The sequence below is a fragment of the Psychromonas sp. MB-3u-54 genome, from assembly GCF_002836415.1.
In the GTDB taxonomy this organism is placed as follows: domain Bacteria; phylum Pseudomonadota; class Gammaproteobacteria; order Enterobacterales; family Psychromonadaceae; genus Psychromonas.
The window spans coordinates 1-12,956 of record NZ_PJBP01000143.1; the positions used below are offsets into that span (position 1 = coordinate 1).

Genomic DNA, 12,956 nt, shown 5'->3' on the forward strand with positions numbered 1-12,956 from the left:
TGGCTAACATCTCGCACCACGACATTAACTCAACCTTTATCAACAGATACATAATTTAGCGCTTACCGATCCTTTAACTGGACTGGAAAATAGACGCAGTTTCTCTATATTGGCAGAACAAAGAATAAAGTTGGCGAAACGACTAGAAAGCCCTTTAATACTTTTATATATCGATGTCGACAACTTCAAAGCAATCAATGATACCCATGGTCATAATGTGGGTGATAATATTTTGAGTCATCTGGCTCGTATTCTAAAAACAAATATACGTGAGTCAGATATTGTTGCCAGAATGGGTGGAGATGAGTTTGTAGTCCTAATACTGCCAAAAAATAAAGATGACATACAAAAAATAAAACAAAAAATTGGACAGACTGTTAGAGATTACCGACACACCGAATTACCTCTTTTTACAGCAACGGTTGGGGCAACACTAGTCAATAAGGTCTCAAATATTGAACAACTGCTTGATCAAGCAGATAAAGATATGTTGACTCAAAAAAAGTATTCCCGCAATTAACAATATATTTTCATACCCCATTGTTTTTTAATAAAGTATTGGAAATCACAATGCTTTTCTTTTTTTTAACAATGTTTCGCATCGCTGAAATAAGCTAGACATCGGTCTGCTTAATAAAACCAAAAAAATTCCTGATTACCCATGTGAAAAAAGACATCCTAATCTTTTTATAAATAAACTAATACGACGACAGATTTCCCGACCAGTTTTCTTATGATAACCAGCTGAATTAGTGCGTTAAAAATAGGTAAGCATTGTACAGTCAATAATATAGCGGTGACTCGGCCAAATAAAAAAAACCTCACTCAGCGACATTCATTAATCGCCCGTAGGGTGCGCTGTTTGCGGTGCATAGAATCCACCCTACCAACAATACCAAACGTATTAATAAGTGACCATATTTACTCTTCAAATTCATTATGAGGGCTTTGTGCGCGTCAATTTTTCCTTTGAAGCAAGTGATCATAAACTTAATGCTTTTGCTATTACTCGTACTCATTGGGCATAAAAAAACCCGAAACGCTAATATTAAAGGGCGTTTCGGGTTCTTTGCATTTCCCACTCTGTATAAGTCTATTTCAAGCGGTAGGTAATACCCATATTCAGACTCTTATCCCAGTCATCATTATTATTGCCGTCGATATTATCTTCCAAGTCCTGCAATCTAGCCGTTAAATTTAAGTCTAACTGATTGGTTAAGTAATAACGGAACGTCGAACTAAGTGTATTAGTCGTAATATCTTCCACACCGTCAACGTCTGTTTCAGCATGATTTAATATCCACTGGTTTTCCCAATCAACACGATCGGTTAACTCATTGGTTAAAGACATCGCATTATTGAAAATATAGCTGTTGTCATTATCATCTAAAGTCGCAGTCACAATCGCTTCGTCAGAGAACTGAGTCGAATTGCCAATCGGGTAATGATATTCAGCACCCACTTCTAATGCCGGTTTACCATTTTCGCCATCATAGTCTGTAAAAACGACCCCAACACCAGCACGCACTAACCAGCCTTTTTTACGTGTTGAAATTCGCTCATTGACTAATACATCGAATGACTTCAAGACCGCACCAGCGCCCAGATCGCCACCACCTTTTACCAGCCCAGATTTTTTAAGCGCGTTTTCTATATCCTCAACCCAATACTGTTCGAAGTCTGCTGCACCATATTTTGAACGATATTCATTTTCTTTATCAATAACTACCGCAACTTCTTGATACATCGCATTCGACGGGTCACCCGTTAAAGTGCCCCGCATGCGTAATGCTTCAATCAAACGAATTGCACGCGCCATAGGCGTTACGTTAACAACACGCCCATAACCCAAACCAATCACCGCTTTTGTGAACGGGTCTTCTTGTCCTTTCTGTAAACCAACTTCCCCTTTGCCGTAATAGAAAGCACCATTACTGTCCGGCTGAAAATACTTGTCTGCGGTGATAGAGCCTAATGCCTGATAATAAGACTGGTCTTCATCATCCGCATTAGGTCCACGGTAGCGTGAGCCTGAACCTAAAAAATCAATTTTTGTATTAAGATCTGGTGAGCTGAATACCTGCTCATAATCAAGTGCTACGTCAAGATCATAACTGGTTTGATCCTGATTACCGCTGTTGAGATTAAACTGACCGGAAACATAAGCATCTTGGTAAGCTGATGTCGCGTCATCGTAGTCGGTCACCGCTGGCACTGCAAATACACTTCCAGTTAAAGCCAACATGACTGAAGCCGTTACTACCTTTAGTTTTGTCATAGCATATTTCCCTTTATAATTAGTTTTTTTAGTTTTATTGAAAATGAAAATTTAAAAATAAATAACTACCCTATTAAAGATAAGCACTAATCGATATTGTGCAAAAAAAAAATTTGAGAAAGATCATAGAATTTAGTCTTAATTAACCTGAATTCGGGATAAAAATAAAAATAGATTGAACTTAATGCCTGATCCACGAACTGATTTTTTTAACTAGAAAAGTCGGATGTAAAAAGGGAGCAGATATAAAAAGGACAGGCATGATTAATTAGTTTAACTTTTATTGTTGGTCTTTCGCCCTTGACGGCGTGTAGATAATGATAAATCGAAATGCAGTTTCGCAGTTCGAGGGAGTCATGCTCTCTCAACAGCAAGAGTAATAAGATAAAGGAAGTTTTGTTCGTGACACTATCTGCCGCATAATTTCCTTAGCCGCATTGGTTTGGTATTCTAGTAGATCGAATAAAAATATAATTAGTCTTTTAAAATTTCAATATTAAAGCCCCTCGCTCTCGGCAACCTGGCAACAAAACACAAATAGGTCGAAGCCCATAATATCAATACAAGGCACCTGTTTCGATTATAATTCCATTCATGTAAAATGAATTATAAGCAACAGAAAAACCTGACCGGAAGGCTATTAGTGATGTCCCAACTTGAAACAATGACTGAATTTGAAAAAATGCAATTAGGATTGGAATACGACGATTTTGGCCCTGAATTAACCGCACTTAAAGAGAATGCATTTAACTTATTGCAAAAAATTAACCAATGCCAATTCGGTAAATCCCCCCCCTTTTTCAAAACCTTATTAAAAGGCATGACTAAAACAAGCTTTATCTGCCCCCCCTTTCGCTGCGAATATGGAAAAACAATTTCTATAGGTTCATCGAGCTTTATCAATATGGGCGCGACTATGTTGGATAACGCTCCCATCACCATTGGCAATAATGTCTTAATTGGCCCAAATGCACAGTTTTACACAGTGTCTCACCCTATTGATTACCGCAGACGCAGAGAATGGGAAACAACATGTTTGCCGATTACCGTGGAAAATGATGTCTGGATTGGCGGCAATGTGGTGATTTGTCTGGGAGTCACCATTGGGGCTCGCTCGATTGTGGCCGCAGGCGCTGTGGTGACTAAAGATGTTGCACCCGATACTATGGTGGGAGGACAACCCGCAAAATTGATTAAACGTCTGGATTAGCAGTCAATACTCAAGGTTTGCCTTGTTTTTATGCTTTCGCATGAAGCATCTGATTTAACTTTTATTGTTGGTCTTTCGCCCTTGATGGCGAGAATTTCTCGTTCTCTCACTCTGCGTGGCAATGCTGATACCGCATTGGGTTATCGTAAGCTTTCGCTTGAAACGTTTGGTTTAACTTTCATTGTTGGAGTTCCGCCCTGACGGCGTGTAGACGATGAGAAACCGAAACCCAGTTTCGCAGTTCGAGAGAGTCATGCTCTTTCAACAGCAAAAGCAAAGTAACCAAAAGAATGCCGTTCCGAGACGTTTTTTATTCTAACCCGCCCAATAACTTCTTAACACACCGGCTCGGACAGCACATCCCTGTGCAGAGCCGAGCCTAACGAAATCAACAAGGGCACGCAGAGCTTTGCCCGCTCATAAGCCTGAACTGGCGTTCAATTCGCTCCTGTTTCTCCTTGCTAAAACAGTCGTTCACCACAAAAAAAATGGACGGGAATCATGTAGCTGCTCTGGCTTTGAATTCTAATGTATTGAATTTACAACGAAATATAAGTGGATGTCCAACCTTTTCCATTTAGAGCAGTATCAAATATCGAAATACTACCTCGTCAGTTCTGTTCAATATTAACCTTAAAGAATTTACCACTTGTTACAGTTTCCCAGTGTGAAGCACTTACATAATTAAATAGTTCAAATAAATTCTTTTGTAATTCGACAAATTCGTTGTATTTAGGCGATGTAATATCTAATTTAATTATTATTTGACTGAGAGCACCATATAACCAAGTATATAATTCAACAGATTCAGACCATTTTTCATGGTATAGCTCACAAGCTAGTGGTTTACGAATAAATCTCTCAGCGCCTCTTGCCTTCTCAGTAATATCATTCAAAAATTGACTTTTAAGCTGACATGAAGCTTGGCTTAAAAATCCAGCTAATTTCATTGATATGCTAAATTCAGAGTCTCCCATAGTGTAATTTACATTGCTATTGTTCCAAAGTTTCATCTGTTCTATGATAAATAACTGTGTAATATCATCAATATGCAAACGTTCTGATTCTAGAAGAGGTTGAATGACTTTATCGTAGATCCAAGGATTTAATTGCCCTAAATTGGTATTTGATGAGCCCAGTAAAATTTCACATTGTTCAGATGAAACTTTCAACTTTAAAATGTCATCATTTAAATAATCAGATAACTCTAGAAACCAAGGTTTCAAATCACCACAAGGGTTTTCATTTGTTAATATCCAGGCAATAAAGTGCAGCTTATCTTTATCTGAAATCTGTTCAATAAAATCGATAACGTTGCCTTTATTTTTTTGAATCAAACATCCTAACAAATGATATCCAAACCATTTTAAAATACCGATATTACAACAAAGAAGATTTGATAATGAATAAGAAGGAGTGCCTAACATAAGTGATAAAGAAAGCTCTCTTAGCCCATACGCAAAAAGTACAGAGGTAAGTGTATATTGTTCATCTGTTTGCAACTGAATTTCCTTAGCCCACTCCTGTAGCAACGATGTAAATCGTTCTGGACTGCTTTTTAATATCAACTGTACAGCAAAGAAATCCCCCCAGTTCATTACGCTAGATTTAAAACATGAGCTACGAATTAAGTGTTCAAATTGATACGAACTTTGAATCCAGCTCTTAAAATCCTTATTTATAAAAGAGTTCATACTTAAAATATCAGTAATATTACTATCTGCTATGCATCCCATTTTCCGAATGGATAAATATTGTAAAAGTAGCTCTATATTCTCATCACTCAGAGCAAAACTGTCATTAGAAATTATTGATCCATTTGAGTTAGCTAAACGATTACCAAGTAGTTCAATATCTTCTTCAAGTGAGTCATGAGAGCATAAATTTAAAAACATTTTGACTTCTAATATTGAATTGAACTCAACTATGGATGAGGGGGTGTGAGGGTTTATAACTTCTGATTTAGAATCGAAAGCAGTTTCCAAAGCACTTTTTTTACTGAGTAGACCACTTAAATATAGTGTAACTTTCTCTAGTGTACTTTCTTCAATTAAGGTAATTAACAATGGGTGGTTTTCATTAGCTTTTTGAATTGAGTTTGATAAATGAAATCCTTTTACTAAAGTAGATGAATCTTTTTCAGTGATCAAAAAGTATCTATCATGAATAGCTGGATTTCCACCTTTCCTAGAAACAAAGGACACTTTAAACCTAGAGCCTAAAAATAATGGAGCCATACTCTCATAACATTTTTTAAAATTTTCTATTTTTTCTTGTTTTTTATCTTCACCACCACTATCGGTATAAATAAATAGATTTGAGCCTTTATTTAAATCTTTCGCAAATAATGTTGTTCCATTAGTTTCCCAGAATGGATCAAATACATGAAAATCGTGGGAGCTATATTTTTTAAAAAGTTTTTGAAACCACTCCACCACTTCTATACGTGAACGACCGTTATCAGCTAGTTTTTCAAAAAAATCGCCTTCTGATTTTTTCATGAATAAACTACTAATTTTTATTTTAAAGTTATTATCAGCCAACTCCCACTTAGGGATGTTCGGCCCTTTGACGTGTATATCAGAACTTTGATATTTGGAAAAACTCTTTGTGTTATTTAAACGCGCAAGATCCTTTTTCTGTTGGGAGCCTTTATCCAACCAATCGAGTTTTAATTTACCCGAAAGTTCAATAATATTCATACCTACATTAATGCTATTTATAAAGTTTTGTCTTTGAGAAAAAATAGTTGTTACTAAGGATGATTCTTGTTTAAGTTGACCACTAATATTTACTTGTATACCGTCATAATATTGAGAAAGAAAAAAAGTATGACTACAGGCTTCATTCTGCTTAAATGGTGTTTGTATTTGATGCTTTTCAATTTCTATATTATCTAAAAATAGTTTTACCGTAACATTTAGAGCAGCCCAGTTTTCATATCTTTCAGGGATATATTTGAAACTCACTTTTTCATTTTTATAAAATAGTTGTAGTTTCTTTACACTATTTACATTGAGTTCTGGTGAATGGAAAATTTCTAAGTTACCTAGTCGATCGCTATCTAAACCTAGTAGATTAAGTTTAGTATTTTTTTCTATACAATTTGAAGCATCGAGTACTAATTGCTTATCTAATATTTCCTCGTTATCAAAAATGGTATCTTTATCTAATGAATAAATACTGGCGCTATAAGCACTTGAATTTGGTAATGGACTCTTAAGGCCAATCGTTTCATTCACACTCAAACACATTCTAGATGGCAGCCATGCAGTAGGTTTAATACCAAGCATTTTATCTAATTTAAAAGTAGAAAATAGTTTACATTTTTTATCAAACGTAAGTTCCAAAATTGTACTTATTTTTTCTAAATCATAACCTTTATATAGATATTCTAAAACGGCTTTTATTTTTGTAGTATTTAATTTAATGTGTAAATTCACAACACGAATAGGTTGGCTATCTTGATTTAATACTTTAACATTTTCTTCAACACGCCATTTATCATCACTAAACGAATATGGTATTACTCGACCATAAATATGACGGTACATCTTAGAACCATGTTTTATTGAAGAGATTAACCAAAGACTTAGATAGCATGCATTATTTTCAGATAGTACCGGAGCTAACCGTTTGTCTTTAAAAATATTTTCAATATTCATAATAAGCTTATAGTTAAAAGTAAATTGAGCACGCAATATTTTTACAATAACAAACATCATCTTACAGGTATATTTATAAAGAAAACAAAAACACTTAATCAACACTATTTAACAAGACACCCATGTTAATTATTCTTCGGTTAGATGATTTCAGTAAAAAAGGTTGGACCTCCATTTATACTCCATTATTAATTAAAGATATTAGAATTCCAGACTAATGCGGCTACGAAAATTTCCGTACGTTTTTCTTGATCAATCAATTCCTTTAGCAAAGGAAATCATGGAGTGAATTGAACGGTAGTTCAGGATTATGAGCGGGCTAAGCTCTGCGTGCCCTTGTTGATTTCATTAGGCTTGGCTCTGCACATGGATGTGCTGTCCGAACTGGGGCGTTAAAAAATGGCTGGGTAGTACAAAAATAAAAAACATCTAGGCGAATTGAACGGCAGTTCTGGCTTATGAGCGGGACAGGCTCTGCCTGTCCCTGTATACGGCACTGTGAGTTATGCGCCAGCATAATGTCACGAACAAAACTCTCTTTACCTTATTTTTCTTACTGTTGAGAAGCATGACTCTCTCGAACTGCAAAACTGCGTTTCGTCTCTCATCATCTACACGCCGTCAGGGCCGAACTCCAACAAAGAAAGTTAAACCAACTGCCCAAAGCGAAAGCCTACGAAGAACAGATGTGGTATCACCTAGGTTACAAATTCATTAAAATTCTCGATTAAAACATTCCGAGAATGACAACGAGCATTTATTTATCGAGGGAAATCCCCCGGCATAGAACTAACTTTGTTCAACAAACTGATACTGCTTATCCAGCTGGCTATACCCTGCCCCGCTGCCTTTACTGACATGAATCTGCTTATTAATCCGCTCCTTAAGCGCATCAACGTGGGAAATAACACCAATCAACTTACCGGTTGCATTTAACCTTTCCAGCGCATCTAAGGCTATTTCTAGAGTATTAGCATCTAAGGTGCCAAATCCTTCATCTAAAAATAACGATTCTATCTGCGTTTTATGACTGACCAGATTGGAAAGTGCTAAGGCCAGCCCTAAGCTTACTAAAAAGCTTTCCCCCCCCGACAGGGTTTTTACATCCCGTACGGCATTCGCCTGCCATAAATCAATTACCTGCAGGGCTAAGGGTTCATCAATATTGCGCTGCAGCTGATAACGCTGATGTAAATCTGCCATCTCTTTATTCGCCAGATAAACCAGGTTGTCTAAGGTTAAGCCCTGCGCAAAGGTTCTGAATTTATTGCCGTCCGCTGAGCCGATCAGTTTATTGAGCATCGCCCACTGTTCCGCACTGTCTTTTTGTTGCACCTGCTGATCGATCAGTTCCTGTTGCTGTGCTTTTAAACGTACGTCCGCCTGCAGTTTGCCTTTTTTCTCCACCAGCTGTTCACCGATAACCTCAGATTTGCCCTGATTCGCAGCAAGCGCATTTTCTAATACGCTTGGTTCTTCTTCAGTAACACTTAATTTGAGATGTTTTTCAAGGCTCTGCTGCGCCGAACTTAAACGGGTTTTTTCTGTTAGTAACTGCTCATGCAACTGCTTTTGTAAAGCAAGCAGCAACCGTAACTGCTCTTCCGGTAAACGCGCATTAATAAAACTTATCTGATCTATAAAAGGACTGGCGATTAACTGTGTTTCGAAAATACTCAATAATGTCTGCTGGTTATTATGCAGTTCTGCCTGATAATTTTTCTGCTCACTAAGCTGTCCTGATAAACGGGCAGATTCCCCCTGGACATTGTGAAGATCAGACATTGCCAGCTGCAGCTGGCGCGAGAGTTCCGTTTTTTCAGATTCAAGCAGCTGGCGAAGCTGCGCTTGGCTTTGGCTGCCGAATTCATCTGTTCGTTGTTGCCGCTTTTGGGAAAGCTGCGTCTGATTAGACTGCCATAATGTCTGCAGCTGCTGTAATACACTTTGCTGCTGTACATACTGCTGCTCCTGCAGGGCTATTTCATGGGCTTGCTGATCGACCATGCTTTGCTGCATGACACTTTGCGATTTTTGTGACTGGTATAAGAGAATTAAATTATTCTGATTTTCAATCCACACAGCCGGATTATTGAATAATTGTTCAACTTCAAGCGGATTTTTTAATAATTCAGACGGCAGCTGCTGGCGAATGACCTGCTGATTTTCTTCAAGCTGTGCTGCAAGCGCCTCCTGATCGGTGGCTAAGCGCAGCGCTTCATTATCAGCAACAGCATGCTCATTATCAAGTTGCTGCAATAACCTTTCATGGTCATTGGCTTTTTGCGTTAGCACCTGCATAACCTCCCGCAGTTCAGGAAGTTGCTCATCGATTTTCTGGACTTGTTTGTGCAGATTTTCAATATTTAAACGTTTATTTTGTAAGCTCTGTGTTAATAAAGATAAATCTGCAAAACTGCTCTGCTGATAGGTAAAGGCAGATAAATAAGGGCTCAGTTTCCATTCATTAAGCTGATTATTGTGCAGCTGATTAAGATCGGCTCCCTGAAGACGATATTCTGCGAGCTGCCTGCTATCTGTTTTAATTTGATTTTTAAGTTCTGAATACTGCTCTCGGATACTCTCCAGCTGCTGCTCTTTCAGCTCTAGCGCGGTTTGTGTTTCAGGTATATCCACGGGCTGATAATCACTCACCGACGGGTGTGCAATAGATCCGCATAACGGACAAGGCGAATCTTCCTGTAACAGTTTTTTCAAATCGCTTAATTGGGCAATCACCTGATCTTGTTTTAACAGCTTTTGCAGCGCAAGCAGTGCATTTCTACATTCCAGTCCTTGTTCCTCACTCACCATTAATGCCGACTGACCACCTTTAATGTTGTTATCTAATTCAGTACAGCTTTTGTGCACAGCAGCTAATCTTGCATTGCTATCATCAAGCTGCCTGATTAAAGATAAGGCCTGCTGATTTTGAGACTGTTGATCAAAAACCTCGGTCAGCAGCGTATTTAATTGCGCAGCACTGCTAAATTGACCGTTGTCCAATAACGACTCTCTGTGCTGCTGGTGCTGCTGCAGAAGCAGCTGTTTTTCATGCAGCGCTTGTCCGCTGAGCTTGACCTGTTGATGGGCATCCAGCAGTTTATTGTGCAACACTTTTTGCTTTTTCTGCAGATTAGAACTGCCTGACATAACGTCTTTTAACTGCGACTGCTGCTTAATATATAAGGAAAACTGCTGCTTAATCAGCGGCAGACTTTCCTGAAGCTGATCCAAAACCTGCTGCTTCTGTAATGCCTCATTTAAGGTTGTTAAGGAAAAATTATCGCTATTCTGTTTGACCGCCAGAATATCCAGCGTCTGCTTTGTCGCAACGGCGGTTTTTGTCTGTTTGTCGACGGCCGTTTTTTGTTCACGGCACTGCCCGGCTAACTGATCTATTCCCAAATCTAAAGGCATAAGATGTTCATTGAGTTGTTTCTGCCTGGCTGCATGGTTTTGTTGCAATGAGGTCTGCGCTTCAGTAAGGCTTTCAACCCGGCTTTTGTTCTCTATTAACTGCGCTTCTAATAGCTTGTTTTTTTGCTCATTTGCAACGATTAACTGCTCGCCAGCCTGCATTTTTTCTGCGTTTAACAACTGGCTCTGGTAAGGCGATTCAAGCAGTTTAGCCTGTTGTGCAAGCTCAATCTGCATCTGTTTATTCTTAAACTCAGCGGCAGACTGCTCAGCGTTTGTTAACAGTCTCAACTGCGCTTCTACCTGTTCTTTCAATATTTGAGTGTTTTTCAACCACAACAAAGCGCCTTCAATATCCTTTAAGTCTGTTTGTACAGTCTGTTTATCGGCTTCAAGCAGCGTAACCTGCTTATTTAATTGATCAACCTGCGCGGGTGAGAGTACTTCTAATACATCCGCTTGTTTGATTAATAAATCTAATTCCGCCTGCGCCTGTTTATTACGTTCAAAGACATGCTTAGCGATTTCACAATAAATCTCAGTCCCAGTTAACTCTTCCAGCAGTTCCGCGCGATCTTTAGTATTAGCGTTTAAAAATGCGGCAAAACCGCCTTGAGCAAGCAGCATGGATTTTGTGAAGCGGGAAAAATCGAGTCCGGTAAGGTCAATAACCTGCTTTAAGACTTCACTGCTTTTAGTGCAGAGGATCTCGCCGTCAATTTCACTTAACTGGCAAACAGGAGCTTGCAGTTTACCCCTTGTACTATTGCGCGCGCGTTTTTGGCTCCAAAAAACCTCATACCCTTTACCCTTTACGGAAAATCCCACTTCCGCTAAACAGTCTCCCGTACCACGGGTCATTAATTCATTTTTACTTTGGGTTATTTTATCCAAACGGGGGGTCTGTTGATATAAAGCTAAACAGATTGCATCGAGAATGGTGCTTTTACCGGCACCTGTCTGTCCGGTAATAACAAACAAACCGTTTTCTAAAAATTCAGCATCCTGAAAATTAATTTCCCAATGGCCTTTTAATGAATTGAGGTTTTTAAAACGTAAATAAAGAATTTTCATAATTTATGCTCCACTTCAGAGCAGACTTCGGTAAACAGTTTGGTTAACTGCTCTCTCTGCTGATCGTTGTAGCTGTCTTCGATCTGCAAACGATGCTGAAAAAGATCCGCCGGTGTTAAATTGTCCAGCGTTGATTTATCCGATGCCTGATACTGGTTATTTGCATTAATAGTCGGACTGCTGATTTTTAAAATCTCTATTTCACTTTCCTGCACCTGTTCATTCAATAATCCATGTACATCGGAAAGATAAAAATCCTGCTGCAGCTTTACTTCGATCCAGGCACTTTGACCGTCTAACTCTTTTTTAAGCATTTGTAACTGCGCAGTGACAGACTCTAAATCGCCCCTGATAACCTGCATTCGCTGAAAAACAGGGATCAGCATCTCATTGACGGTTAAGGCATTATCTTTATCAAATTCAATAATATTAATATTTTTCTGCTGTTTGGTTTCATCAAAACTCAAGGCTATCGGGCTGCCGCAGTAACGGATATGATCGGCTTTTTGTACTTTTTGCGCACGGTGCAGATGCCCCAGGGCAATATAGTTAAAAGCGGGAAAGAGTTGGGCAGGGAAAGCCGTCAGTGTACCGATATAAATTTCACGCACAGAATCTGAAACACTGCAGCCCACCGCGGTCAGATGCCCGGTTGCAATAATAGGAAGAGCCTGCTCATGACACTGCGCATTAGCGAGTTCAAAAATAGACTGATAAGTATCCGCTATGCCCTGCTGCAGAGAAATCTGTTTATCAGCAGCCGAGCTGCCCTGAACACTTTTCATTACATCTGCGGCCCGTAAAAAAGGCAGTGCGCAAACTAATGCCTGAGTTTGTTGCTGTTCATCCTTAAGCGCAATAATATGTTCCGATAAATCATCACTTAATCCTGCTAATACAGAAACATCTAATGCTTTTAATAAATCTTTATTTTCATTGAGCACAGCAACACTGTCATGATTCCCGGCCATAATAATAAGCTGGCGACAGCTGCTTTTTTGCAGCTTGACAATAAAATCACTGTAGAGCTTGCGCGCGTAAGAAGGCGGTGATGCGCTATCAAAAATATCGCCGGCAACGATTAATGCGTCGACCTGCTGCTTATTGACCACTTCAATTAACCAGTTTAAAAAATGTAAATGCTCTGACTCTCTGGTTTTCATCATAAAATACTGACCAAGATGCCAGTCTGAAGTGTGTAATATCTTCATTAATTTTCCATTACTTAGCGGCAAAGGATTAAGTTTACCCATTTAAGACTTAAAAAACTGTTTTGAATAATAAACAAGGATCTTGATAGTGAAAATCA

Annotated in this window: 6 protein-coding genes; 2 read left to right on the plus strand and 4 right to left on the minus strand. The window is 38.7% G+C overall.

The window, feature by feature from the left end; genetic code table 11:
* Positions 1-46 precede the first annotated feature (46 nt).
* Complete coding sequence (locus CXF72_RS10985; protein ID WP_101039067.1) at positions 47-520, plus strand: GGDEF domain-containing protein; 474 nt, start codon at positions 47-49, stop codon at positions 518-520.
* Between the two features lie 573 nt (positions 521-1,093).
* Here the strand turns inward: CXF72_RS10985 and CXF72_RS10990 are convergent.
* Positions 1,094-2,278, minus strand: coding sequence for a DUF481 domain-containing protein (locus CXF72_RS10990; RefSeq protein WP_101039068.1), 1,185 nt, complete (start codon positions 2,276-2,278; stop codon positions 1,094-1,096).
* Positions 2,279-2,942: 664 nt separating this feature from the next.
* On the opposite strand from CXF72_RS10990, the gene CXF72_RS10995 reads away from it, so the two are divergent.
* Positions 2,943-3,488: a sugar O-acetyltransferase gene (locus tag CXF72_RS10995; protein WP_101039075.1), complete on the plus strand. Its 546-nt coding sequence runs from the start codon at positions 2,943-2,945 to the stop codon at positions 3,486-3,488.
* 611 nt (positions 3,489-4,099) lie between these two features.
* On the opposite strand, the gene CXF72_RS11000 is transcribed toward CXF72_RS10995, so the two are convergent.
* The 3 genes from CXF72_RS11000 to sbcD all read right to left on the minus strand — a co-directional run bounded on the left by CXF72_RS11000 (position 4,100) and on the right by sbcD (position 12,858).
* Positions 4,100-7,153 carry a VPA1262 family N-terminal domain-containing protein gene (locus CXF72_RS11000; protein ID WP_157823239.1) on the minus strand — a complete coding sequence of 1,018 codons (3,054 nt, stop codon included), beginning with the start codon at positions 7,151-7,153 and terminating at the stop codon, positions 4,100-4,102.
* A 789-nt stretch (positions 7,154-7,942) separates the two neighbouring features.
* Positions 7,943-11,647 carry an AAA family ATPase gene (locus tag CXF72_RS11005; protein WP_101039072.1) on the minus strand — a complete coding sequence of 1,235 codons (3,705 nt, stop codon included), beginning with the start codon at positions 11,645-11,647 and terminating at the stop codon, positions 7,943-7,945.
* Positions 11,644-12,858: an exonuclease subunit SbcD gene (sbcD, locus tag CXF72_RS11010; RefSeq protein ID WP_101039073.1), complete on the minus strand. Its 1,215-nt coding sequence runs from the start codon at positions 12,856-12,858 to the stop codon at positions 11,644-11,646. Before sbcD ends, CXF72_RS11005 begins: the two co-directional genes overlap by 4 nt.
* Positions 12,859-12,956 lie beyond the last annotated feature (98 nt).

Bases quoted from the DNA above. Each gene is read 5' to 3' on its own strand.
- CXF72_RS11000 (WP_157823239.1), bottom strand. From the start codon at position 7,153: ATGAATATTGAAAATATTTTTAAAGACAAACGGTTAGCTCCGGTACTA.
- CXF72_RS10990 (WP_101039068.1), bottom strand. From the start codon at position 2,278: ATGACAAAACTAAAGGTAGTAACGGCTTCAGTCATGTTGGCTTTAACT.
- sbcD (WP_101039073.1), bottom strand. From the start codon at position 12,858: ATGAAGATATTACACACTTCAGACTGGCATCTTGGTCAGTATTTTATG.
- CXF72_RS10995 (WP_101039075.1), top strand. From the start codon at position 2,943: ATGACTGAATTTGAAAAAATGCAATTAGGATTGGAATACGACGATTTT.
- CXF72_RS11005 (WP_101039072.1), bottom strand. From the start codon at position 11,647: ATGAAAATTCTTTATTTACGTTTTAAAAACCTCAATTCATTAAAAGGC.